Source organism: Shinella sp. AETb1-6, assembly GCF_009826875.1.
In the GTDB taxonomy this organism is placed as follows: Bacteria; Pseudomonadota; Alphaproteobacteria; order Rhizobiales; family Rhizobiaceae; genus Shinella; species Shinella sumterensis.
On sequence record NZ_WUMM01000001.1, the window covers coordinates 104305 to 128006 of the forward strand.

19 protein-coding genes are annotated in these 23702 nt (G+C 63.5%); 7 read left to right on the forward strand and 12 right to left on the reverse strand.

The window, feature by feature from the left end; all coding sequences use genetic code 11:
• The first annotated feature begins 79 nt into the window (after window positions 1-79).
• From uvrB to GR158_RS00500, 3 genes are all read left to right on the forward strand, one after another.
• Window positions 80-3250, forward strand: coding sequence for an excinuclease ABC subunit UvrB (gene uvrB, locus GR158_RS00490; RefSeq protein ID WP_160869260.1), 3171 nt, complete (start codon window positions 80-82; stop codon window positions 3248-3250).
• Between the two features lie 169 nt (window positions 3251-3419).
• Window positions 3420-4286: a DUF4747 family protein gene (locus tag GR158_RS00495; RefSeq protein ID WP_160869262.1), complete on the forward strand. Its 867-nt coding sequence runs from the start codon at window positions 3420-3422 to the stop codon at window positions 4284-4286.
• Between the two features lie 1311 nt (window positions 4287-5597).
• On the forward strand, window positions 5598-6026 hold the full coding sequence (locus GR158_RS00500; RefSeq protein ID WP_160869264.1) for a hypothetical protein: 429 nt from the start codon (window positions 5598-5600) through the stop codon (window positions 6024-6026).
• 29 nt (window positions 6027-6055) lie between these two features.
• On the opposite strand, the gene GR158_RS00505 is transcribed toward GR158_RS00500, so the two are convergent.
• Both GR158_RS00505 and dusA read right to left on the reverse strand, forming a co-directional pair.
• A complete protein-coding gene (locus tag GR158_RS00505) occupies window positions 6056-6643 on the reverse strand; it encodes a J domain-containing protein (RefSeq protein WP_134650074.1) in 588 nt (195 codons plus the stop codon).
• A gap of 123 nt (window positions 6644-6766) precedes the next feature.
• Window positions 6767-7843 (reverse strand): tRNA dihydrouridine(20/20a) synthase DusA, encoded by a 1077-nt coding sequence (dusA, locus tag GR158_RS00510; RefSeq protein WP_160869268.1) that lies wholly within the window; start codon window positions 7841-7843, stop codon window positions 6767-6769.
• Between the two features lie 106 nt (window positions 7844-7949).
• Here dusA and GR158_RS00515 point away from each other — a divergent pair, with 106 nt between their 5' ends.
• Window positions 7950-8480 carry a gamma carbonic anhydrase family protein gene (locus GR158_RS00515; RefSeq protein ID WP_134650033.1) on the forward strand — a complete coding sequence of 177 codons (531 nt, stop codon included), beginning with the start codon at window positions 7950-7952 and terminating at the stop codon, window positions 8478-8480.
• A gap of 5 nt (window positions 8481-8485) precedes the next feature.
• On the opposite strand, the gene GR158_RS00520 is transcribed toward GR158_RS00515, so the two are convergent.
• The 3 genes from GR158_RS00520 to GR158_RS00530 are packed head-to-tail and all read right to left on the reverse strand — an operon-like array spanning window position 8486 to window position 10636.
• Window positions 8486-8881: a Fur family transcriptional regulator gene (locus GR158_RS00520; protein WP_134650034.1), complete on the reverse strand. Its 396-nt coding sequence runs from the start codon at window positions 8879-8881 to the stop codon at window positions 8486-8488.
• Window positions 8878-9708, reverse strand: coding sequence for a metal ABC transporter permease (locus GR158_RS00525; RefSeq protein WP_160869270.1), 831 nt, complete (start codon window positions 9706-9708; stop codon window positions 8878-8880). The genes GR158_RS00520 and GR158_RS00525 overlap by 4 nt, the downstream gene beginning before the upstream one ends.
• Window positions 9701-10636 (reverse strand): metal ABC transporter ATP-binding protein, encoded by a 936-nt coding sequence (locus tag GR158_RS00530; protein ID WP_160869272.1) that lies wholly within the window; start codon window positions 10634-10636, stop codon window positions 9701-9703. The genes GR158_RS00525 and GR158_RS00530 overlap by 8 nt, the downstream gene beginning before the upstream one ends.
• A 99-nt stretch (window positions 10637-10735) precedes the next feature.
• Between GR158_RS00530 and GR158_RS00535 the strand changes: the two genes are divergently transcribed.
• Together GR158_RS00535 and zigA are read left to right on the forward strand one after the other, a co-directional pair.
• Window positions 10736-11839, forward strand: a complete 1104-nt coding sequence (locus GR158_RS00535; RefSeq protein WP_160869274.1) for a metal ABC transporter solute-binding protein, Zn/Mn family — start codon at window positions 10736-10738, stop codon at window positions 11837-11839.
• Between the two features lie 193 nt (window positions 11840-12032).
• Window positions 12033-13238 (forward strand): zinc metallochaperone GTPase ZigA, encoded by a 1206-nt coding sequence (gene zigA, locus GR158_RS00540; protein ID WP_160869276.1) that lies wholly within the window; start codon window positions 12033-12035, stop codon window positions 13236-13238.
• A 13-nt stretch (window positions 13239-13251) separates the two neighbouring features.
• Here zigA and GR158_RS00545 read toward each other — a convergent pair whose 3' ends face one another.
• The 7 genes from GR158_RS00545 to GR158_RS00575 form a co-directional block, all read right to left on the reverse strand.
• A complete protein-coding gene (locus GR158_RS00545; RefSeq protein ID WP_160869278.1) occupies window positions 13252-14385 on the reverse strand; it encodes a Gfo/Idh/MocA family protein in 1134 nt (377 codons plus the stop codon).
• Between the two features lie 11 nt (window positions 14386-14396).
• The gene (locus GR158_RS00550; protein ID WP_160869280.1) at window positions 14397-15158 is read right to left on the reverse strand and encodes a sugar phosphate isomerase/epimerase; all 762 of its coding nucleotides are present in this window, start codon (window positions 15156-15158) and stop codon (window positions 14397-14399) included.
• A 15-nt stretch (window positions 15159-15173) separates the two neighbouring features.
• Complete coding sequence (locus tag GR158_RS00555; RefSeq protein ID WP_160869282.1) at window positions 15174-17633, reverse strand: glycoside hydrolase family 2 protein; 2460 nt, start codon at window positions 17631-17633, stop codon at window positions 15174-15176.
• 219 nt (window positions 17634-17852) lie between these two features.
• Complete coding sequence (locus GR158_RS00560; RefSeq protein ID WP_160869284.1) at window positions 17853-18941, reverse strand: ABC transporter ATP-binding protein; 1089 nt, start codon at window positions 18939-18941, stop codon at window positions 17853-17855.
• A 3-nt stretch (window positions 18942-18944) separates the two neighbouring features.
• Complete coding sequence (locus tag GR158_RS00565) at window positions 18945-19907, reverse strand: carbohydrate ABC transporter permease (RefSeq protein ID WP_370359625.1); 963 nt, start codon at window positions 19905-19907, stop codon at window positions 18945-18947.
• Entirely contained in the window at window positions 19876-20778 is a 903-nt protein-coding gene (locus GR158_RS00570; protein WP_134650042.1) for a carbohydrate ABC transporter permease, read from the reverse strand. The genes GR158_RS00565 and GR158_RS00570 overlap by 32 nt, the downstream gene beginning before the upstream one ends.
• A 225-nt stretch (window positions 20779-21003) precedes the next feature.
• On the reverse strand, window positions 21004-22239 hold the full coding sequence (locus GR158_RS00575; protein WP_160869286.1) for an ABC transporter substrate-binding protein: 1236 nt from the start codon (window positions 22237-22239) through the stop codon (window positions 21004-21006).
• Between the two features lie 401 nt (window positions 22240-22640).
• Between GR158_RS00575 and GR158_RS00580 the strand changes: the two genes are divergently transcribed.
• The gene (locus tag GR158_RS00580; protein ID WP_160869288.1) at window positions 22641-23684 is read left to right on the forward strand and encodes a LacI family transcriptional regulator; all 1044 of its coding nucleotides are present in this window, start codon (window positions 22641-22643) and stop codon (window positions 23682-23684) included.
• Window positions 23685-23702 lie beyond the last annotated feature (18 nt).

Consider the following 23702-nt stretch of genomic DNA (forward strand, 5'->3'; position numbering starts at 1 on the left):
GCGGGAACGACGCAAATTCGTTTCCCTTTTGTACTCGCCGCCCCTTTCTTTTCGCGATGACTCTCTCCATATTCCCCGCATGGCCAGAACCCCGAAAAAATCCCCGCCCTCGAACCCCGGTTTCGAGGAAGCCCCGCAGTCGCCTTTCGAGGGCGAACCCCTGTCCGGCAGCGTCTCCGACTGGGTGAAGCAGCTCGAGGCGGAAGCCGAGGCGGGAAGCGTCGAAAGCCGCCGCGAGGTGGCGTCGAAGGCCGGCAAGCACCGCAAGTCGGTGGAGAACGCCGCCCGCCGCCACACGGAAAACGTCACCGCCAGCAAGACCTCCCGCGGCGTCTCGATCGGCGGCTCGTCCGACCCCAGGACGCGCGCCGCCGCCGGCCTCAACCCGGTGTCGGGCATGGATGTCTCGCTGGAGGACGCCGCCTCGCTCAATGCCGGCACGGCCGTGACCGCTACTGTGGAGGCGCTTTCGGCGCTCATCGAGAGCGGCAACCCGCTGTTCAAGGACGGCAAGCTCTGGACGCCGCACCGCCCGGCCCGCCCGGCGAAGTCGGAAGGCGGCATCCCGATCCGCATGATCAGCGAATACCAGCCCGCCGGCGACCAGCCGACCGCCATCCGCGACCTCGTGGAGGGCCTGTCCGCAGGCGAGCGCAGCCAGGTGCTGCTCGGCGTCACCGGCTCGGGCAAGACCTTCACGATGGCAAAGGTGATCGAGGAGACGCAGCGCCCCGCCGTCATCCTCGCGCCCAACAAAACGCTCGCCGCCCAGCTCTACAGCGAGTTCAAGAACTTCTTCCCGGAAAACGCGGTCGAATATTTCGTCTCCTACTACGATTATTACCAGCCGGAAGCCTACGTCCCACGCTCCGACACCTTCATCGAGAAGGAAAGTTCGATCAACGAGCAGATCGACCGCATGCGCCACTCCGCGACGCGCTCGCTGCTGGAGCGCGACGACTGCATCATCGTCGCCTCGGTCTCCTGCATCTACGGTATCGGCTCCGTCGAGACCTACACCGCCATGACCTTCCAGATGGAGGTCGGCGAGAGGCTCGACCAGCGCCAGCTGCTCGCCGACCTCGTCGCCCAGCAATACAAGCGCCGCGAGATGGATTTCCAGCGCGGCAGTTTTCGCGTGCGCGGCGATACGATCGAGATCTTCCCGGCCCACCTTGAGGATGCCGCCTGGCGCATCTCGATGTTCGGCGACGAGATCGACGCCATCACCGAGTTCGACCCGCTGACCGGTCAGAAGACCGGCGACCTGAAATCGGTAAAAATCTACGCCAACAGCCACTATGTCACGCCGCGCCCCACGCTGAACGGCGCCATCAAGGCGATCCGCGAGGAGCTGAAGCTGCGCCTCGCCGAGCTGGAAAAGGCCGGCCGCCTCTTGGAAGCGCAGCGCCTGGAGCAGCGCACGCGCTACGATATCGAGATGCTGGAAGCCACCGGCTCCTGCGCCGGCATCGAGAACTATTCGCGCTATCTCACGGGCCGCAAGCCCGGCGAGCCGCCGCCGACCCTGTTCGAATACATTCCCGACAACGCGCTGATCTTCATCGACGAAAGCCACGTCACGATCCCGCAGATCGGCGGCATGTATCGCGGCGACTTCCGCCGCAAGGCGACGCTGGCCGAATATGGCTTCCGCCTGCCCTCCTGCATGGACAACCGCCCGCTGCGCTTCGAGGAATGGGATGCCATGCGGCCGGACACGATCGCCGTCTCGGCCACGCCCGGCGCCTGGGAGATGGAGCAGTCCGGCGGCGTCTTCGCCGAGCAGGTCATCCGCCCGACCGGCCTGATCGACCCGCCCGTCGAGGTGCGCCCGGCGAAAAGCCAGGTGGACGACGTGCTGGGCGAAATCCGCGAGACCACGCAGGCCGGCTACCGCACGCTCGTCACCGTGCTCACCAAGCGCATGGCCGAAGACCTCACCGAATACCTGCACGAACAGGGGATTCGCGTGCGCTACATGCACTCGGACATCGACACGCTGGAGCGCATCGAGATCATCCGCGACCTGCGTCTCGGCGCCTTCGACGTGCTCGTCGGCATCAACCTGCTGCGCGAAGGCCTCGACATTCCCGAATGCGGCTTTGTCGCCATCCTCGATGCCGACAAGGAAGGTTTCTTGCGCTCGGAGACGTCCCTCGTGCAGACCATCGGCCGCGCGGCGCGAAACGTCGACGGCAAGGTCATCCTCTATGCCGACCAGATCACCGGCTCCATGCAGCGCGCCATGGACGAGACGACCCGCCGCCGCGAAAAGCAGGTCGCCTATAACGAGGCGCACGGCATCACCCCGGAATCCGTGAAGGCCAGGATTTCCGACATCCTCGACAGCGTCTACGAGCGCGATCACGTCCGTGCCGATATCTCCGGCGTCGCCGGCAAGGGCTTTGCGGACGGCGGCAACCTCGTCGGCAACAACCTCCAGGCCCATCTCAACGCGCTGGAAAAAGCCATGCGCGACGCCGCCGCCGATCTCGACTTCGAAAAGGCCGCCCGCCTGCGCGACGAGATCAAGCGTCTCAAGGCCGCCGAACTCGCCGTCATGGACGACCCGATGGCGCGCGAAGAAGCGAGAAGTCAGGAAGGTGGCAGCGGCAAGCCAAAAAGCGCTGCAAAGACACAAGGCGGCAACGGGAAGAAAACCGGCGCCAGCCACGAGTCGATCTCCCCCCTTGTGGGGGGTGAAGAGCGGTCCGCGCAGCGGAGCAATCGATCCAGTGAATCGATTGCAGCGACGAACGTCGGCAGGACAGAGGGGGGTGCCCCCGGCACCATCACTCCTCCGTCATCCTCGGGCTCGACCCGAGGATCCACAGCGGCGGACGCAGACACCTCGAAATCCCTCTTCCAGAAACCCTCGCTCGACGACATGGGCCCGGGCACCGACATCGAACGCCCCCTCTTCCGAAAGCCGAAGCTGGATGAGATGGGCCGCGACGTCGCCACGCCATCAGGCAAATCACTGTTCCGCAAGAACAGCCTCGACGAAATGACCGTCGGCCGCACCGAAAAACCCGTCACCGGCGACCTGCCCCAACGCCCGCCGGAAACCCTCTCCACCAAGAAGCGCCATTCCCCCCTGCTGGAAGGCCAACCCGAACGCGCCACCGGCGCCGACGACGCGAAACCGGTTCGGCGGGGGAAGATCGGCGTCGGAAGCTATGAGGATCCGGCGGAGGCGAAGCGCAAGGGACGGACGAAGGGGAAGACTGGGCGGCCTGGGCGGTAGCACCTTTGAAAAGGTCGGTGCTCTTTACCTTTTAGCTTATTGGCTATAGAACATAAGGGGAACATTTTTTGACGCCGCAACCGGCGCGGCAATGGTTTAAAATGCTTCCAAGCCCCACACTCCTCGTGTAAGAGTTGCAAACAACTCTACCGATGGGGGAAGAATTTTAATGGCCCAAAAAATAAAGATCGCATCATCCATCCTGAATATAAGGCTTCACCCCCATAGTGATGATAGATACGTAGATTTTTTCAGCGATATATATCGGACAAAGAAAATTGTACGTCTACACGGCGATCGGCACGGAATGATGTCTCTTCTCGACATGACGCGGTCAGATGAAGGTATTATTCGAGGAATAGTTACAACTTTCCTTAATATAGAAATTGACGGAAATTGGTTTGACACAGAAAATCTAAAAGAGGCGACAGACAATCAAGTTTCAGAAGTAAAAATTCCCGAAAACCTACATCCAAACTCAGCGCAGTTCTATTTCATTTTTGATGTCAAACGACACAGGATTTATATTCAAAATTACTCTAAAGGAAAAGTTTTAACGCCTCCGCAAGCGCTCAAATTATTTTCTGAAATATCAGAACAGATACAAATAACACAAAAATACAACTACCCATCGATAACATTAGTCCAAGACAAGAAGGCGCTGGAAAAAATCTTTAACATCGAAAGAATAGATAGAATAACTATAAGCATCCTAAAACCAAACGCAGATATTCTCGTAGACAACTTTGAAGAGCAAATAGAGGCTCATCTTCTTGCGTCTCATGCAAAGAAACTTACCCTAACATATCAGGCAAACCCCGGTGAATCTCTAGTCACTAATGATGACATACAAAAGCTCGGAGGAGCAGCGCTTACTAACGGGTCAGTGAAAGTTGACGGCCGAGATAATGGACATGCAGTGCATATGTCAACGGAAGACAGTCCTCTCATAATTCAAGACAAATATGATCCTGATACAACCACCGAGGATCAGGCGTTTCGAAAACTTATCAACGAAGCAGAGATCAACGGATAGTGTTATATCGCTCACAATTCCGAGGGTTGAAAAGGAACATAGCACGATATTTTTCGGACTATGGAGGTTGGAGAGTTATGCTTTCCTCCCCGTTCTTTCTTATTTCACTTTTCATTTCATTAGCGAGCTATAAAAACTGGATCGAACCCAAGTGGGTTGATCAAAGCCTCTCTCTAATCCCGAGCTTGCTAGGATTCAGCCTTGGAACGTATGCTATATTATTCAGCCTCCTGAACAACAGGCTAAAGAATGCGCTCCGAGCGTTAAAAAACCCTAGAGGAACGCCATTTTTAAATGAGATAAACGCTACATTTCTTCACTTCATATTTATTCAAAACATTTGCCTCGCCTGGGCATTTCTTTTTGACGGAACTTGGCTTATTGACGCGTTTAACTTAGCAAATCGTCATAACATTAATTTATTATATATTTTTCATCCGATGAAATACTTAGGATCGTTTGTAGGGCATCTACTGCTTGTATATTCATTTTCTCTCGTATTAGCTTCGGCTTTAACGGTTTATCGTATTGCGGGGCTTTTTGATCCAACTGAGGATTAGAGTGCAGCGGGAAATTGATCGCGCTTCTGTTCGCATAAAATGTTGCCTCAGAAAAAATTTTTCGGCCGTTTTTCCCCACCCTCTCCACCCATGCGATAATCCCCTCATCCCGTCGCGGATACACCGCAAGGCGTTGCGGCGAGGCGGGGTCGGCGCTTGGGGTGCGGGACGGACGTAAGCCTGCATCTTGAGGGTCCGCGGAAAATGGTCTCCCTCCGGCGACACGGGGGAAGCGGCGGAGCGTCGGACCGGCTCCTCCGTTTCATGCCCCGGACGGCGCGTCGGGCGTGCCTGTGCGGCACACAAGGGGAGCGGGGCCGGAGGGTGCGTCGGCATCGTCCGCCGGAGTGATGACTTGCCGGGAAAGGCGGTGACGCCTTTCCGCCCGGACGGTGCTCGAAGGTGAGCGCTATCTGGCGCGAAAAACCCCGGCGGGGCCCACCCCGGAAACCGACGGCAAGCGCCGCCGGACCCGTTCCTTGCAGAGAGACCGGAGTCGCGGGCAAAAACCGCCGAACGGGGCGCTGAAAGGTGCCATTTTTACTATCTGATGCGGCAGCTTTCAGCGCCCCGTCCGATACCGATGCCCCACAACCCGGCGTGATCTCACGCGCGGCGATGCGGGCGGCTGCCCGCCTTGCGAAACCCGCCGCCCCGTCCTCTGCCGCCACCGGCAACGGAGCCGGTCCGCCCGGCCGGTCGCGGCCCGGCGCCGCGCAGCCCGCGCCCTTCCCAACCGACAGGAGCCCTCATGTTCGACCGCAGCAAGCTTCCCCCGCTATCGCCCTTCCTGCTCGCCCGCATCGCCGAGATGCTGGCTTTGCCCTGGCGCGCCTGCCGCCTGCGCAGCTGCCGTCGCCGCGGGCGGTGCTGCTGGGTCTCGCGCGACACGCAGCAGCCCTTCTGCCTGCGCAACCTCGATGCCGGGCAACGCGCGCAGTTCGACGCCGTGGCGGAGGAGGTACGCGACATCGTCGATTACAGCTGGTTCTTCAGCCGGCTCACCTTCGCCTCGCCCTATCGCGACACGCGCGCGCTCCAGGATGCCGGCATGGCGGTGGCGCGCACGGTGAAATCCGGCGCGGCGCTGCGGGAGTTCCGGGCCTTTGAAGCCATGCGCGCGGCGCAGCCGCCGGCCGAATACGACGGCGAGGAACCGCCGCTGCCGAAGGGCTGGTAGGGAATTGCGGATGACGGCGGCGGCGCGGCCTATTCGGCCGCCTCGCCCTTCACGTCGAGCGCGGCGGTGTCGAGGGCGGCGGCCAGTTCGTAGGAATAGCCTTCCAGCATCGTATAGGCCTGCTCGATCGCCTGGATCTGCCCCTCGGCATTGCGGATGGCCTCGGTGATCGACTGCGAGCGGGCGCGCAGCATGGAGCCGAGGAAATCCGTGCCGCCCTTGCGGCCGAGGCGGTCGATGTGCTGGCGCACCCGGTTGCGGTGGCGTTCAAGCTCCAGGATGTGGAAGCGGCTCTTGACGATGTCGTCGGAGAGTTTCCGGCGCATCGCCGCCAGCGGATCGAAGCTGCCCGGCTCGCGCTCGTCGAGGATGACGTCGTTGACCAGCGGTTCCAGCAGCATCAGGCCCTTGAGGTCGCGCGGGTCGGCGAGCTGCGGGTCGAAGCCGGTGTCGTCGAAGACCTTGCGGCGCACCGGGTCGCGCAGCAGGTCGTAGCAGGCCTGCAGGCGGGCGAACTGGTCGGCATCGCCGCCCGAATCGGGATGCATGCCCTTGGCGGCCTTACGATAGGCGGCCTTGACCGCGTTGTCGTCTGCATCGCGCTCCAGTCCGAGCATGGCGTAGGGATCGATCACGCGGGCACCTGTTCGTCTCTCATTGCGTCGTCGGTTCTTTTACGCCGTTTTCCGACCCCGAGGGGACGAAATTGTGGTCATGCCGGGGCCGATGCACAGAAAGCGCTACTCCGCCGCATCCTGCGCAGCACCCCGTGCCGACAGCACCGCCGCGAAGGCATCGGCGATCACCTGCGGCCCCGCCCCCGGCTTCGTGGCGTCGTTGGACAGGATCTGCCGGTAGCGGCGCACGCCCGCAAAGCCCTGGAACAGGCCGACCATGTGCCGCGTGACATGCGCCACGCGCCCGCCGCGCGCGATCACCTCGCCGGCATAGGCGACCATCGCATCGCGCACCGCCTCCCAGTCCTCGCCCGACAGGTCCTGCGGACCGGAGAAGACACCGGAGGGCAGGCCTTCCGACAGGGGATGCGGGAAAAACCGGTCCACGCCCGTGAGAACACCGCTATCCTGGTAGGCAGCCCGTCCGAGCATGACCCCATCCAGCCCGTCCATCGCCTCCACGGCCTGATTCAAAGTCTGAAGCCCGCCGTTGAGACCGATGAAAAGGTTCGGGTTTTCGGCCTTCAGCCGGTACACGAGGCCGTAGTCGAGCGGCGGGATGTCCCGGTTCTCCTTCGGCGACAGGCCCTGCAGCCAGGCCTTTCGCGCATGGACCCAGACCGCATCCGTGCCGGCTGCCGTCACGCGGGAGACGAGGTCGCGCAGCGCCACCTCCGGGTCCTGGTCGTCAACGCCGATGCGACATTTGACAGTGACCGGGATCGACACCGCCGCCCGCATCGCCGCCACGCACTCGGCCACCAGATCCGGCTCGCGCATCAGGCAGGCGCCGAAGGTGCCCGATTGCACCCGGTCCGACGGACAGCCGACATTGAGGTTGATTTCGGCATAGCCGAAACCCTCGCCGATCCGCGCGGCCTCCGCCAGCTTTTCCGGACTGTTGCCGCCCAGTTGCAAGGCCACGGGATGTTCGATCGCGTCGAAGCCGAGCAGCCGCTCGCGATTGCCGCGCAGGATGGCATCGGCGACGATCATTTCGGTGAAGAGCAGCGCGTTGCGGGTGAGCTGGCGCGCGAACACGCGAAAATGCCGGTCGCTCCAGTCGATCATCGGCGCGGTGGCGAAAATCTTCGTCCCCGTCTCCACGGCCCGGCTGTAGAATGTCGCTCTGTTCGTCATGGCCGGGCTCATACTCCATATGATCAGCAAAAACCACCCTCGCCCTTTCCCCCGGTCGCCGGGCCGGTGCTAGACTGTCACCGGAATCAGACCGCCGGAGGAAACCATGCCGCTTTATGCCCTCGACGACCGCGCGCCCACACTCCCCGCCGACGACCGCTACTGGGTAGCGCCGGATGCCAATGTCATCGGCAAGGTCATCCTCGGCGAGGATGTCGGCATCTGGTTCGGCGCCACGCTGCGCGGCGACAACGAGCCGATCATCGTCGGCGCAAGGTCGAATATCCAGGAAGGCGTCGTGGTGCATACCGATCCCGGCAAGCCCGTCATCATCGGCGAGGGCTGCACCATCGGCCACGGCGCCATCATCCATGGCTGCACCATCGGCCACAATTCGCTGGTCGGCATGGGCGCCACGGTGCTGAACGGCGCGGTCATCGGCAACAATTGCCTCGTCGGCGCCAATGCGCTGGTGACGGAAGGCAAGGTCTTTCCGGACAATTCGCTGATCGTCGGCGCCCCCGCCAAGGCCGTGCGCACGCTCGATGCCGAGGCGATCGAAGGCCTGAAACGCTCGGCGGAGGGCTATGTGCGCAACTGGCAGCGCTTCAGGAAGGGCTTGAAACCCGTCGGCTAGGGGATCTACGCGCAACCCGCGCAGGTGCCGCGGATCTCGATCGTCGTCTTGCCGGTCTTGAAGTTGCGGCCCTTGGCAAAGGCTTTCAGCCGGTCCTCGATCACGTGGTCGTGGAACTCCGTCACCTGGCCGCAGGTCTCGCAGATCGTGAAGGCGGTGATGCCGTGGTTGTGACAGCCCTCATGCGGATGGGCGCAGGCCACGAAGGCATTGATGCTCTCCAGCCGGTGCACGAGGCCGAACTCCAGGAGCTTGTCCAGCGCACGATAGACCTGGAGCGGCGCGCGAAACCCGTTGTCGCGCAGCTTGTCGAGGATGGTGTAGGCGCTGAGCGGGCTGTCGGAATGCGACAGCACGTCGAAGACGAGGCCCTGGTTCTTCGTCAATTGTTGCGTGGTCATGCCCGACCTCCCTGGTTTGCCGCCGAATGTTCCACGACGCTCGTCCTCGGTTTCGTGATGAGGCTTAGAATGAACAGGCCAAGCGCTGCAACCACGATCGAGGGACCGGAGGGCGTGTCGAACTTCAGCGATCCGAACAATCCGCCAACCACAGCCAGCGCCCCGATCAGCGAGGCGAGCACCGCCATGATCTCCGGGCTGGTGGAAAAGCGCCGCGCCGTCGCCGCGGGGATGATGAGAAGCGAGGTGATCAGCAGGATGCCGACGATCTTCATGGCGATGGCGATGACGAGCGCCATCAAGAGCATGAAGGCCAGGCGCGTCTTCTCCGGCTGCATGCCTTCGGCCTCGGCCAGTTCCGGATTGACCGTCGACGCGATCAGCGGGCGCCACATCCACACGATGGCGAAAACGACGAGAATGCCGCCGCCCCATACGAGGTCCACATCCCCGCGCGACACGGCGAGGATATCGCCGAACAGGAAGCCGACGAGATCGATGCGCACCCACGTCATGAAGGACACCATGACGAGGCCGATCGCCAGCGTCGCGTGGGAGAGGATGCCGAGCAGCGCATCCGTCGAGAGCGTGCCGCGCTTCTGGAGCAGCAGCAGAAGAAGCGAGACGGTCGCCGCGACGACGAAGACGCTGAGGAGCAGGTTGAAGTTCATCAGCAGCGACAGCGCCACGCCGAGCAGCGCCGAATGGGCCATCGTATCGCCGAAATACGCCATGCGCCGCCAGACGACAAAACAGCCGAGCGGGCCCGCGGTGAGCGCCAGGCCGATGCCGGCGACGAGCGCGCGCATGAAGAAATCGTCAAGCATCGCGCTTCTCCTGCTGTCCGGCGCCGTCAGGCACCACGCCATGATCGTGGCCGCAGCCGCAATCGGGCCCGTGCGTGTGCACGATGCGCATCGGCCCGGCGCGGCCCGAGGGCACGACGGGCGTATGATGGCCGTCTTTCGGGCGGCAATCGTTTGTGATCGAGCCGTCGGCATGCAGCACGCGGCCGTCGGGCAGGTGCGTGTGGTCGTGATCGTGATTGTAGAAGGCCAGCGTCTGCCCGGCGCGCGCGCCGAAAAGGCGCTGGTATTCCGCGCTCTGGCTCACCACCTCGGGCGTGCCGCGGCAACAGACATGGCCGTTGAGGCAGATGACGGTGTCGGTCTCGGCCATCACCACATGCAGGTCGTGCGAGATGAGCAGGATGCCGCAGCCGGTCGTGTTGCGGATCGTCTTGATGAGATCGTAAAGCGCGATCTCGCCGGAGAAATCCACGCCCTGCACCGGCTCGTCGAGCACCAGAAGATCGGGCTTGCGGGCAATGGCGCGGGCCAGCAGCGCGCGCTGGAACTCGCCGCCGGAGAGATGCTGCACCTCCGCGCGGGCGAGATGACGGATGCCGGTCGCGTCCAGCGCCGCCTCGATCTCCGCGCCCTTCAGCGGCGAGGTCAGCGTCATCAGCCGTTCCACGGTCAGCGGCATGGTCCAGTCGACGGAGAGTTTTTGCGGGACATAGCCGACCTTGAGGCCCGCCTTGCGCTCCACCCTGCCCTCGTCGGCCTTCAGCACGCCGATGGCCGCCTTGGCGGTGGTGGATTTGCCCGAGCCGTTCGGGCCGATCAGCGTGACGATCTCGCCGGGCGCAATCGAGAATTCCACGCCGCGCACGAGCCAGCGACCTTGGCGGCGCACACCGACGCCGGCAAGCGACACGAGCGGCGAAGCGGTCCTGGTTGGGGTCTGCAGCATCATTTTTTCCAAAAGCCTGTTGCGTCAGCATATGGCACACGTTATAGCATAACGCAATTGATGTAATAACATTACATTTACATTCAAGCGGAGTATCCCATGCAAAAGGCCGTTCGCGCCCTCCTCCTTTCCACCGCCCTTCTCATTGCCGGCGTCGGTGCCGCGCGCGCCGAGGCGCCCGATGTCGTCGTGTCGATCAAGCCGATCCATTCGCTGGTCGCCGCCATCATGCAGGGCGTCGGCGAGCCGGGCCTCATCGTGGAGGGTGCCGCCTCACCGCACACCTATTCGCTGAAGCCGTCGAATGCGGCCGCTCTCCAGAATGCCGATGTGGTCTTCTGGGTCGGCCATGGCCTGGAAGCCTTCCTTGAAAAGCCGCTGGAATCGCTCGGCGGCAAGGCGACCGTGGTGGAACTGGACGACGCGCCGGGCCTCGAAAAACTGCCCTTCCGCGAAGGCGGCCCGTTCGAGGCCCATACGCATGAAGGCGAAGGCCACGACCATGCGCATGAGGGCCACGCGCATGAGGGCGAGGAAGGCCATGACCATGAGAAGGAAGGTCACGACCACGGCAAGGAAGCGCATGCCCATGGTGAAGAGGCACACGACCATGGCAAGGAGGCGGACGGCCACGACCATGCCCATGGCGAGGAAGCCGGCCATGAAGGCCACGAGCACGGCGAATTCGACATGCATCTGTGGCTGAGCCCGCAGAACGCGCGCGCCATTGCGGCCGAAGCCGCCAAGGTCCTCGCCGAGAAGGACCCGGCCAATGCCGAGACCTACAGGAAGAACCTCGCCGGTCTCGAAGAAAGGCTCGATGCGCTCGACAAGGAGGTTGCCGAGACGGTCGCGCCCGTGAAGGATAAGCCCTTCATCGTCTTCCACGATGCCTACCAGTATTTCGAACATCACTACGGCATGCATGCTGCCGGCTCCATCACCGTGAGCCCGGAAACCCTGCCCGGTGCGGAACGCCTGACGCAGATCCGCGACAAGGTGAAGACGCTGGGCGCGACCTGCGTCTTCGCCGAGCCGCAGTTCGAGCCGAAGCTGGTCAATGTGGTGATCGAGGGCACGCCTGCGAAATCCGGCGTTCTCGACCCCGAGGCCGCCACGCTTGAGCCCGGCCCGGATCTCTATTTCACCCTGATGAAGAGCATCGCCACGTCGCTGCGCGATTGCCTCGGACAGGCCAGCTGAGGAGCGCTTGCGGCCCTCACGGCTCCGGCCTGAGCGCAACGCCCGCTCCATTCTCCACGCCGTCGACAGCATGGCGTGGAGACTTGAGCAGGTTCTGTCGGGCCGGGCAGCCTCACTCCGAAATCGCGTGGCGGGATCATTCCGCCATTTTTTGGCCCCGCGAATGTAATACTATAACATAAGGGTAGATCGCATGGACAACCGCCTTTCCGTTACCGTCCTCTCCGGTTTCCTCGGCGCCGGAAAGACGACGCTCATGAACCACGTGCTCAACAACCGCAGCGGCTTGCGCGTCGCCGTCATCGTCAACGACATGAGCGAGGTGAACATCGACGCCGCACTCATCCGCGATGGCGGGGCGGACCTGTCACGCACCGGCGAGCAGCTGGTGGAAATGACGAATGGCTGCATCTGTTGCACGCTGCGCGACGACCTCCTCAAGGAGGTGCGCCGTCTCGCCGAAATGAAGCGCTTCGACTATCTGCTGATCGAATCCAGCGGCATTTCGGAGCCGCTGCCGGTCGCCACCACCTTCGACTTCCGCGACGAGGACGGCTGGAGCCTGTCGGATGTCGCCCGCCTCGACACGATGGTCACGGTGGTCGATGCCGCCAACCTGCTCAAGGATTACGGCTCGCAGGATTTCCTGGCAGAGCGCGGCGAAACGGCCGGCGAGGACGACAACCGCACGCTGGTGGAACTGCTGGTCGAGCAGATCGAGTTCGCGGACGTGGTCGTGCTCAACAAGACGGGTGCGGCGAGCCCCGCGGACCTGCTGGCCGCCCGCCAGATCATCGGCGGCCTGAACGGCGCGGCCCGCGTCATCGAGACCGATTTCGGCAGGGTCGCGCTGGCGGATATCCTCGGCACGGGCCTGTTCGATTTCCAGAAGGCGAGCGAACATCCGCTGTGGTTCAAGGAGCTGCACGGCTTCAAGGACCACGTTCCCGAAACCGAGGAATACGGCATCCGCTCCTTCGTCTACCGGGCGAAACGTCCGTTTCACCCCGCCCGCTTCAAGGCTTTTCTCGACGAGAGCTGGCCAGGCGTCATCCGCGCCAAGGGCTTCTTCTGGCTCGCCACGCGGCCGCATCATGTCGGAGAGATGAGTCAGGCGGGCGCTCTGGTGCGCAGCGGCCGGCTCGGCCTGTGGTGGGCCTCGGTTCCTCAACAGCATTGGCCGCAGGACGAGGCGGCGCGCGAGGCCATCGCCCGCTCTTCCGATCCCGTCTGGGGCGACCGGCGGCAGGAACTCGTCTTCATCGGCGCGGACCCGATGGACGAGCACGACATCCGCCGCCGGCTCGACGCCTGCCTCGTCGCCGAAGAGACGTTCGAACCGGCGCGCTGGGCAAACCTCCCCGACCCCTTCCCGCTCTGGATGCGCCAGGCGGGGTGAGGGATGTAAGGTGCTAGCGAAGCAGCGCGCGCGCCTCCTCGATGCCGAAGGCTTGCGGCTGGGTGCAGGTCGTGACGATATCGACCGCCCGGCCCTCCTCGGCGGAGCGCAGGATCGCCGTCAGCACGTCGATCGTGTGCAGCGAGCGGTCGAGCGAGCAGCGATAGTCGCGGCCCGTCGTCACGGCGTCCATCATGTCGGCAAGGCCGATGCCGCGGTAATTGGCCTGTTTGCCCCAGTCGAACTGGTAGTTCTGAGCCGTCAGAGGATGATCCCAGACCGCGACCGCCTTCGGTTCCTTGTCGTTGCCGGCCAGCTCGACGGTGCCGCCGAAGAAATTCGGATCCGGCACGAAGACCGCGCCGTCGGTACCGTAGAGCTCCATGTTCTGGTGGCGATGCGCCCACACATCCCAGCTCGCCATCAGCGCGACCTGCGCGCCGCTGACGAATTCGAGCACAGCATGGATGTTCGTCAGCACCGCGACCGGCACGGCCTCGCCGAGCCGCGGGCCATTGGCGATGATGCGCTCCTCGCGCGCCCGGTTGCCGAGCGCCACCACCCGCTTCACCGGCCCGACCAGGTTGACGAGGTTGTTGACGTAGTACGGCCCCATGTCGAGGATCGGCCCGCCGCCCGTCGCGAAGAAGAAATCCGGGTTCGGATGCCAGCTCTCCATGCCCGGACCCAGCACATGCGCCGTGCCGGACATGATCTTGCCCACCCTGCCGCTGTCGATGAGGTGGCGCACGAACTGGTGCGATCCGCCGAGATAGGTGTCCGGCGCCGAGCCGACCTTCAGGCCCTTGGCATCGGCGATGCGGCGCAGATCCTCGCCCTGTTCGAGCGACAGCACGAAGGGCTTTTCCGAATAGACATGCTTGCCCGCCTCCAGCGCCTGCTTCGACACCGGGTAATGTGCTTCGGGGATGGTGAGGTTCACCACGACATCGACATCGGGATTGGCCAGCAGCGCGCCGATCTCCTGCGCCGGCACGCCGAATTCCTCCGATCGCGCCGTCGAGGCCGCGGGGTTGATATCGGCGCAGGCGACGAGCTTCAGGTTCCTGAAGGTCGGGATCAGCTTGAAATAGGCGCCCGAGATATTGCCGCAGCCAATGATGCCGACTCCGTATTCCTTGCTCATGATGCCGGTCCTCAGAATGTCTTGACGGTCGCGATCGAGCGGGTGGCAAGCCGAGTGATGTCGCTCGGATTGTCATGCTCGACGATGAAATGTCTGGCCGGCGTGCCGGCGAGCGCCTTGGCGAGATCGCCCCACGGCACCGTGCCATGACCGACATCCGCCCAGCCGTCCTCGTCGGCGTTCTCGCCCGTCGGCGCGATGTCCTTGACGTGGACGGTGGTGATGCGACTGCCGTATTTCTGGATCCAGGCGAAGGGGTCGGCCCCGCCGCGAATGATCCACGCGACGTCCGCCTCCCAGGTCAGATCCGGGCCGCCGGCGAAAAGATGATCCAGCGGCACGGTGCCGTCGGGCAGCGCGAAGAACTCGAAGTCGTGATTGTGCCAGCCGAACACGAGGCCGGCCTCGCGGATCGGCGTCCCGGCCTTCTGCAACCGCGCGCCCAGCGCATGCCAGCCCGCTGCATCGGTCGGGCGATGCTCCGGCAGCAGATAGGGGCAATAGACCGCCGTGATGCCGAGCGTTCGGCAGATGTCGAGCACACGCTGCGGCTGCGTCTCCAGCGTTTCGAGGCTGAAATGGGCGGTCGGCATGGTGAGGCCGTTTTTATCGAGGTCGGCCTTCACCTGCTGGATCGCCGCGTCGTCGAGCGTATCGTAAAGGGCGCTGTAGCCCTCGACTTCGCTGTAGCCGGCATCCGAGAGGATGCGGAACACTTCGGCGAAGGGCTGGAAATTGCGGGCGCTGTAAAGCTGGAAGCTGACGGTCTGCATGGCGGTTTCCTTGGTTCAGTCTTGGTGGGTCTGGCACGCGTGAAGGTCGAGCCAGTGGAATGTCGGTTCCGCGCCGTGCTCGGACGGCGTGAAGACGAGTGTCTTTTGGGCGCCTGCCGTGAGGTCAAACGCGTTGTCCGACCAGCGGCCGGGCACGTCGGCCTCCAGCATGACGTGCAGCGCCAGGCCGTGTGCCGTGGCGGTGACGGCAAAACGGCCGTCGCCGCGCGGCGCGACGTCGAGCGTCAGGCCGGAGGCCTGGAGATCGAGCGCCTTGTAGGTGCCGGAGACATGGTGCCCCTCGCCCGCCATGCCGTTCGAGGCCTTGAAGGACCAGAACAGCAGCGCATCCTCGGGGAGATCCGCGGAAACGACGGAAAACAGCATTTCCGCCCTGTCCGGGCCGCAGACACCCTCGACGCTACGGTGCGGGCGCCGCTCGCCGGACAGCGAGACGAGCCAGGTGTCGAGCGTCACGGTGACAGGTTCGGCCGTATCGTTGACCACCGAGAAACCGATCGTTTCGCCGTCCTTCGACGGAATGGCGGCGACGGCCACGGGCTGGAAGAAGCGGCGCACCATGTAGTGCATGGCCTTCCAGCTGCCGCCGTAATCGAGGCTCGACCAGGAGGCGACGGGCCAGGTGTCGTTGAGCTGCCAGTAGAGCGTGCCCATGCAGTGGGGTTTCAGCGAGCGCCAGTATTCCACGGCGGTACGGATGGCGAGGCCCTGCTGGATCTGGCTGAGATAGACGAAGCTCGGAAAGTCCTTCGGGAAACGGAAGTAGCGGAACATCGTGCCGGCGATGCGCTCGTTGCCGCCGGCATTCTTCTGGTGGCTTTCCATCACGGGCGACGCGATGTTCATGTCCTTGGGGTCCGCGAAGGTCTGCATGACCGGCATGGACGTGTAGGACTGGAAGCCGAATTCCGAGCAAAAGCGGGGGCTGACGGTCCGGTAATTGTCGAAGGACTTGTTCTCGTGCCAGACCGACCAGTAGTGCATGTCGCCGGAACCGTCGGCATGCCAGGCATCGGCGAAATCGAGATAGCCCGAAGTCGGGCTCGACGGCCACCAGATCGCGCCGGGCGCCGCCTTCTTCATCGCCACTTCGATGGTGCGGTTGAGGCGATCGTAGGAGACGAGGTAGCGGTCGCGATCCCGGCGGCTTTCCTCGAACCAGGTGAGCGCGCCAACCAGCTCGTTATCGCCGCACCACAGCACGATGGAGGGATGCGAGGCGAGCCGCCTGACCTGGTAGTCCACCTCCGCCGTCACATTGTCGAGGAAATCGACGGTCGAGGGATAGAGGTTGCAGGCGAACATGAAGTCCTGCCAGACCATCAGTCCCAGCTCGTCGCAGAGATCGTAGAACCAGTCCGGCTCGTAGAAGCCGCCGCCCCAGACGCGCAGCATGTTCATGTTGGCGTCGACGGCCGATTGCAGCAGGTCGCGCACGGCGACCGGGTTGATGCGCGAGGGCAAGGCATCTGCGGGAATCCAGTTTGCCCCACGGCAGAAGATTTCCCGGTCGTTGACCTTCAGCGCAAAACGGCTGCCCGCCTCGTCCTTGTCCGTGATCAGCTCCACCCGGCGCAGGCCGACGCGGCGCACGACGGTCTCCGTCGGCGTCTCGACGCGCACCGCATAGATCGCCTGCTCGCCGTGGCCGGCCGGCCACCAGAGCACCGGCTTTTCGATGCTGAACATGTGGGTGAGCTGGGTCTCGCCGGCGGCGACACCGATATCGAGCCGCACGCGCTCCTCGCCGAGCGCGAAATGCACCGGCAGGATGCCCGGCTCCTCGGCGTGGAAGGTCGCGGTGACATAGAGATCGACCGCGCCATCGGCATGATGGAACTGCCGCGTCGTGACATGCTCGATGCGCGCCACCTCAAGCCGGCGCAGCACGATTTCGCCATAGATGCCGAGCGGCGCGATGGCGATGTTCCAGTCCCAGCCGAAATGGCACTGCGGCTTGCGCAGCATGTTGCCGTTCGCAATGGGCGAATTGTTCGTCGACCACGGGATGAAGAATGGCTGTTCGGCTTGCCGCCGCGCGCCGGCTGCGATGCTGGAATGGATCAGCACCTTCAGCGTGTTTTCCCCCGCCTTCAGCGCCTCGGTCACGGCCGGCCGGTAACGGCGGAAGCAATTGTCGGCATCGAGCACCAGGACGCCGTTGAGATAGACCGACGCCACCGTGTCGATGCTGCCGATATCGAGATACCAGTCGCCTTCCAGCGTTTCCGGTGGAAGGTCGAACGTGCGCTCGATCGCCCAGTCCTTCCCGGCCACCCACCGCACGTCGCGCTCGTTGCGGCCGGCATAGGGATCGGGAATGAGGCCGGCGGCGATCAGCGCGCTGTGCACGTCGCCGGGCACGCGCATCGGCGCGACGAGCATGGCGTCGGTGCTGGTGACGGTCCAGGTGCCGGAAAGATCGATGGCGGTGATGTCGGATGCTTGGGTCATGGTTGTGTCTCTGACTTGCGATGTGCGGCGCCTCGTAGCGAGTTGCGGCGTCGCTTCTCCCCCTTCTCCCCCACGGGGAGAAGGTGCCGGCAGGCGGATGAGGGGGAGGCCACCGACTGAAAGAGCCGGAATATCGGCGTGTCCCCCCTCATCTGACCCTTCGGGCCACCCTCTCCCCGTGGGGGAGAAGGAAGGACGGCAAGTGCAATCTCCACCATCCTAAATCCGCTCCTCCGTGCCGGCATCGAACAGCGAGGCCAGCCCCATGTCGAAGGAGAGCGACACGGCCGTGCCGGGGGCAAAACGCCTGTTGCCGGCGACGCGGACGGCGAGCGTGTGGCCGGCAAGTTTGAGCCACAGCAGGTTGTCGGCGCCCATCGGCTCCTCGATATCGACGCTCGCCTGGTGCGCCTTAGCACCGGCGCCATCCTCGTCGACCTTCACATGCTCCGGGCGCACGCCCAGCACGACCTTGCGGCCGGCCGGAAGCGCTTCGCCGGCGGCATAGCCATCGAGCGGGAAATCCACGCCGTTCGTGCTGAACACCGGCTTTCCGCCCTTCTCCACGATCTCGCCGCGCAGGAAATTCATCGACGGCGAGCCGATGAAGCCGGCGACGAACATGTTCTTCGGCGCATTGTAGATCGTGTTGGGATCGGCGAGCTGCTGGATGACGCCGCTCTTCATGATGGCGATGCGGTCGGCGAGCGTCAGCGCCTCGATCTGGTCGTGCGTGACATAGATCATCGTGTTCTTCAGCGACTGGTGCAGCCGCTTGATTTCCACGCGCAGCTCCGACCGCAGCTTGGCATCGAGGTTTGAGAGCGGCTCGTCGAACAGGAAGACATCGACATCGCGCACCAGCGCCCGGCCGATCGCCACGCGCTGGCGCTGTCCGCCCGACAGTTCCGAGGGTTTGCGCTTCAAAAGCGGGCCGATCTGCAGGATTTCGGAGGCGCGGGCGACCCGCTTGTCGATCTCCGCGCGTGGCATGCGGGCGACCTGCAGGCCGAAGGAAAGGTTCTTCTCCACCGTCATCTGCGGATAGAGCGCATAGGACTGGAACACCATGCCGATGCCGCGGTCCTTGGGCTCCTCCCAGGTGACGTTCCTGTCCTTGATGAAGATCTGCCCGCCGGTCGGCTCAAGCAGGCCGGCAATGCAGTTGAGAAGGGTCGACTTGCCGCAGCCGGACGAGCCGAGCAGCACGAGGAACTCGCCCTCGCCGATATCCAGATTGAGGTTTTCCAGCACGTTGACCGCGCCGAAGCTCAACGAAAGGTCCTTGATGGAGACGGATTTCTGCATGGCTTAACCCTTGACTGCGCCGGCGGCGATGCCGCGGACGAACAGGCGTCCCGACACGAAATAGACGATGAGCGGAACAGCGCCGGTGAGCAGTGTCGCGGCCATGTTGACGTTGTATTCCTTCACCCCCTGGACGGAGTTGACGATGTTGTTGAGCTGCACGGTCATCGGGTAATATTCCGGCCGCGTGAACACGACGCCGAACAGGAAGTCGTTCCAGATGCCAGTGATCTGCAGGATCATCGCGACGACGAAGATCGGCAGCGACATGGGCAGCATGATGCGGAAATAGATCTGCCAGAACCCTGCCCCGTCGATGCGCGCCGCCTTGAACAGCTCCTCCGGCAGGGAGGAGAAATAGTTTCGGAAGAGCAGCGTCAGGATCGGCATGCCGAAGATGGTGTGCACGATGACGAGGCCGGTCAGCGTGCCGTAGATGCCCATTTCCCGGAGCACGATGACGATCGGATAGATCATGACCTGATAGGGTATGAAGGCGCCGATGATGAGGATGGTGAAGAACAGGTCCGCGCCCTTGAACTTCCAGTTGGCCAGCGCATAGCCGTTGACGGAGGCGACGAGGATCGAGATCAGCGTCGAGGGCACGGTGATGCGCACCGAATTCCAGAAGCCGCGCGACAGGCCGTCGCAGTTGAGGCCGGTGCAAGCGGTGGCCCAGGCCTTGGCCCAGGGCTCGAAGGTCACCTCCACCGGCGGCGAGAAGATGTTGCCGAGCCGGATTTCCGGCATGCCCTTCAGCGAGGTCACGACCATCACGTAGAGCGGCAGCAGATAGTAGAGCGCCGCCACGAGAAGCGTGCCGTATAGCATGATGTTGCGGCGGGACAGCGTGCGGCGGGGCTTCCTGCCCCAGGGCTCGCTTGGCGGTCCGGCGGTGGCGGCGAGCGCCGCGCCGGGCTTGAGGGAGACGGTCTCAGCCACGCTTGCGTCCTCCGAATTCGAGATAGGCCCAGGGGATGATGATGATCGCGACGGTGACGAGCATCATGGTGGAGGCGGCGAAGCCTTGGCCGAGGTTCTGGGCCTGGAACATGTAGTCGTAGACGTATTTCGCCGGGACCTCCGAGGCGATGCCCGGGCCGCCGCTCGTCTGCGCCACGACAAGGTCGTAGACCTTGACGATGCCGCTCGCGATGATGACCAGCGTCGTGATGAAGACGGGGCGCATCATGGGAATGACGATGAAGAGGTAGGTCTTCCACATCGGTATGCCGTCGACGCGCGCCGCCTTCCAGATATCCTCGTCGATGCCGCGAAGCCCGGCGAGCAGCAGGCACATGACGAGCCCCGTGCCCTGCCACAGCCCCGCGATCAGCACGCCGTAGATGACGATGTCGGCATTGTAGAGCGGGTCGAAGGTAAAGCTCGTCCAGCCCAGCGCGCGCACCACCGACTGTACCCCGAATTCCGGGTTGAGGATCCATTGCCAGACGAGGCCCGTCACGATGAAGGACAGCGCGAAGGGATAGAGGAAGATGGTGCGGAAGGTGTTTTCGAAGCGGATCTTCTGGTCCATCAGCGCCGCCAGCAGGAAGCCGACCACGAGGCTGAAGACGAGCGTGAAGAAGCCGTAGATCGCCAGGTTCTGGATGGAGACAATCCAGCGCGGCGCATCCCACAGGCGCTCGTACTGGTCGAGCCCGACGAACTTGGCCCGCGGCAGGAGCCGGGAATTGGTGAACGAATAGACGACCGTCCAGATCGTGCCGCCGAGAAAGATGACGACGGCGGTGAGCATCATCGGAATGGACGCAATCTTGGAACTGAGATTGCGCAGCAGTCTACTGGGGCGACCGGTGTGTGCCTGGCCCGTCATGGGTCACTCCTCCTTGGTCTCGATCACACGGCAGGCGCAAGCGCTCGCCTTCGGTGTACGGCAGAGCCCCGCCCCCTCCTCCGTCATCCTCGGCCTTGTGCCGAGGATCTGCCGACGCATCGAAAATCGAGACGCTGGCAGATGCCCGGGACAGGCCAGAGCATGACGGACGGGAGGTTTCCGGGCTTTGCCGACGGCCGGCGGCAAGCGCCGACCGTCCGCTGATCACTCCGCCGAGGCGATGATGCCGGCAAAACGCTTCTGGGCGTCTTCCGGCGTCATCGAGGGATTGGCGAAGAACTCGGAGAAGAGGTCCTCCTTCTGCTTCTGGCTGTCGGCCGAAAGCATCTGGTCCGGCGCCTCGATCACGTTGCCCTTGGCAAGGATTTCGAGGCCCTTTTTCATGCAGTCGTTGGCGGCGGCGAGATCGACGTCGCCGCGCACCGGCAGCGAGCCTTTCTTCAGGTTGAAGGCGACCTGCGTGGCGGGCGCGATGAGCGTCGACGCCAGCACTTCCTGCGCCTTGGACTTTTCCTCGTCTTTGAGCAGCGGGAAGTAGAAGGCGTCGCCGCTGGTCGAGATGATGTCGTTCACGCCCAGCCCCGGAAGGCAGGTATAGTCCTTGCCGGCGACCTGCCCGGCGAGCGCGAATTCGCCCTGCGCCCAGTCGCCCATGATCTGACCGCCGGCCTTGCCGGTGATGACCATGTTGGTGGCCTGGTTCCAGTCCTGCACATTCGTGCCCTTGGACATGCGGCGCGCATCGTCGGCGGCCTTGAACACCTTGGCGATGTCAGGCCCGCCCGCAACCTCGGCATCGCGGTCCTTGAAGACCTTGTAGAACGTATCCTTGCCGGCGATGGCGACCATCAGCACGTCGAACGCGCCGGCCGCCTGCCAGGGCTGGCCGCCCACCGCGAGCGGCACGATGCCGGCCTTTTCCAGCGCCGGAGCCGCCGCGACGAACTCGTCCCAGTTCTTGGGAACGGCCACACCCGCCTTCTCGAAGGCGCCGTTGGACAGCCAAAGCCACTGCCAGGAGTGGATGTTGACGGGCGCGCAATAGATCTTGCCGTCGATTGTGCAGCTGTCGAGCAGGCTCGCCGGCTTGATGATGTCCTTCCAGTTTTCCCGCGTCGCGACATCCGTGAGGTCGCGCATCAGGCCGGACTCCACCAGTTCCTCGGCCTGGCGGCCGTGGTTGAACTGCGTGGCGCCCATCGGATCGCCACCGGTGATGCGGCTGATCATGATCGGCCGCGCCGTGCCGCCGGCGCCGGCAATGGCGCCGTCCACCCACTTGTTGCCCGTCGCGTCGAATGCCTTCGCCAGTTCGGCGACCGCCGCGGCCTCCCCGCCGGACGTCCACCAATGGGTCACCTCCAGATCGGTCGCATGGGCTGCGGCGAACGGCAGGGCCACGGTCACCGCCAAGGCAGCGGCCATCGAACGAATTTTCATGAGTCTCCTCCCTCACTGAAACGTTGCAGTAAAAAAGTAGACGAACAGGAGCGAACGCGCAACCTGCAAGCGCGACAAAGGGACGTTTTCCTCAAAGCTCCCGATTTGAGAGATGCGCAAAGGATGCGTTCATCCGGCAAAATCCAGCACGTGGGAAGTTACAAATACTTGTTTTAATTTTGTATCTAAGATTCATAGGCTGCGCTCCGTCACGCGGCGCCGTCGCCGCCTTGTGCAATGCGGAAAAAGCCACCGAGGCATCGGAAAAAGCCGTTTTCGGAATTTTGGGCTCGACAAAATCACTATATCGTTACAGTTTTTCCATGCTTCTGCACACCCATGTGGCGGTGCCGGGCAGAACATGTATAACCGCTCGCTAATGCGGAGAGGTTGGGGTCGGAATGAAGAACAGGCTGAGCGAGGGCGCACGAGCCGCGCCCGCGGGCACGAATGAGCGGCCGACACTGAAGACGATCGCCTTCATGACGGGTCTTGGCATCACGACCGTCTCGCGCGCACTCAAGGATGCCCCCGATATCGGCACCGAGACGAAGGAGCGCGTGCGCCTCGTCGCCGCCCAGATCGGCTACCAGCCCAACCGCGCGGGCGTGCGCCTGCGCACCGGCAAGACGAATGTCATCAGCCTCATCCTCAGCCTCGAGGAAGAGATCATGGGCCTGACGAGCCCCATGGTGATCGGCATCTCGGAGGTGCTCGCAACGACGCAGTATCACCTCGTCGTCACGCCCTACCGCGCCCAGGGCAATGCGCTCGATCCGGTGCGATACGTGCTGGAAACCGGCGCGGCCGACGGCGTGATCATCTCGCGCACCGAGCCGAAGGATCCTCGCGTGGCGCTGATGATGGAGCGCAATTTTCCCTTCGCCACCCATGGCCGCACGGAGATGGGGCTCACACATCCCTATCACGACTTCGACAACGAGCGCTTCGCCTACGAGGCTGTGCGCAAGCTTGTCGAACAGGGCCGCAAACGGCTCGTCCTACTCCAGCCGCCGCCGTACCTGACCTTCTACCTGCACATGCGGGCGGGCTTCGAGCGCGGCGTCCGCGACTTCGGCGCGACGGCCGTGCCCTTCAACGAAGTGAACCTCGACAGCAGCCTCGTCGACATACGCCGGGCGGCGGAAAACCTCCTGCGCGCGCCGAATGCCCCCGACGGCATCGTCTCGGGCAGCGGCTCGGGCGCGGTGGCGCTCGTCGCGGCGCTGGAGGCGGATGGGCTGAAGCTCGGCGAGCATATCGACCTCGTCTCCAAGGAATCGCAGATGCTGCTGCAATGGCTGCGTCCGGAGGTCATGACCATGCGCGAGGATATTCGCCTCGCCGGACGCGAACTGGCAAAAGCCGTCATCGCCCGCATCGAAGGCCGCCTGCCGGAAGAGTTGCAGACGCTGAGCTATCCGATCCCGACGGGCGAAACCTGACACGTTCCCGGTGTGATG

What these genes read in the sequence shown, in the direction of transcription:
- uvrB (WP_160869260.1), top strand. Translation starts at nt 80, where the DNA reads ATGGCCAGAACCCCGAAAAAATCCCCGCCCTCGAACCCCGGTTTCGAG.
- GR158_RS00495 (WP_160869262.1), top strand. Translation starts at nt 3,420, where the DNA reads ATGGCCCAAAAAATAAAGATCGCATCATCCATCCTGAATATAAGGCTT.
- GR158_RS00500 (WP_160869264.1), top strand. Translation starts at nt 5,598, where the DNA reads ATGTTCGACCGCAGCAAGCTTCCCCCGCTATCGCCCTTCCTGCTCGCC.
- GR158_RS00505 (WP_134650074.1), bottom strand. Translation starts at nt 6,643, where the DNA reads ATGCTCGGACTGGAGCGCGATGCAGACGACAACGCGGTCAAGGCCGCC.
- dusA (WP_160869268.1), bottom strand. Translation starts at nt 7,843, where the DNA reads ATGACGAACAGAGCGACATTCTACAGCCGGGCCGTGGAGACGGGGACG.
- GR158_RS00515 (WP_134650033.1), top strand. Translation starts at nt 7,950, where the DNA reads ATGCCGCTTTATGCCCTCGACGACCGCGCGCCCACACTCCCCGCCGAC.
- GR158_RS00520 (WP_134650034.1), bottom strand. Translation starts at nt 8,881, where the DNA reads ATGACCACGCAACAATTGACGAAGAACCAGGGCCTCGTCTTCGACGTG.
- GR158_RS00525 (WP_160869270.1), bottom strand. Translation starts at nt 9,708, where the DNA reads ATGCTTGACGATTTCTTCATGCGCGCGCTCGTCGCCGGCATCGGCCTG.
- GR158_RS00530 (WP_160869272.1), bottom strand. Translation starts at nt 10,636, where the DNA reads ATGCTGCAGACCCCAACCAGGACCGCTTCGCCGCTCGTGTCGCTTGCC.
- GR158_RS00535 (WP_160869274.1), top strand. Translation starts at nt 10,736, where the DNA reads ATGCAAAAGGCCGTTCGCGCCCTCCTCCTTTCCACCGCCCTTCTCATT.
- zigA (WP_160869276.1), top strand. Translation starts at nt 12,033, where the DNA reads ATGGACAACCGCCTTTCCGTTACCGTCCTCTCCGGTTTCCTCGGCGCC.
- GR158_RS00545 (WP_160869278.1), bottom strand. Translation starts at nt 14,385, where the DNA reads ATGAGCAAGGAATACGGAGTCGGCATCATTGGCTGCGGCAATATCTCG.
- GR158_RS00550 (WP_160869280.1), bottom strand. Translation starts at nt 15,158, where the DNA reads ATGCAGACCGTCAGCTTCCAGCTTTACAGCGCCCGCAATTTCCAGCCC.
- GR158_RS00555 (WP_160869282.1), bottom strand. Translation starts at nt 17,633, where the DNA reads ATGACCCAAGCATCCGACATCACCGCCATCGATCTTTCCGGCACCTGG.
- GR158_RS00560 (WP_160869284.1), bottom strand. Translation starts at nt 18,941, where the DNA reads ATGCAGAAATCCGTCTCCATCAAGGACCTTTCGTTGAGCTTCGGCGCG.
- GR158_RS00570 (WP_134650042.1), bottom strand. Translation starts at nt 20,778, where the DNA reads ATGACGGGCCAGGCACACACCGGTCGCCCCAGTAGACTGCTGCGCAAT.
- GR158_RS00575 (WP_160869286.1), bottom strand. Translation starts at nt 22,239, where the DNA reads ATGAAAATTCGTTCGATGGCCGCTGCCTTGGCGGTGACCGTGGCCCTG.
- GR158_RS00580 (WP_160869288.1), top strand. Translation starts at nt 22,641, where the DNA reads ATGAAGAACAGGCTGAGCGAGGGCGCACGAGCCGCGCCCGCGGGCACG.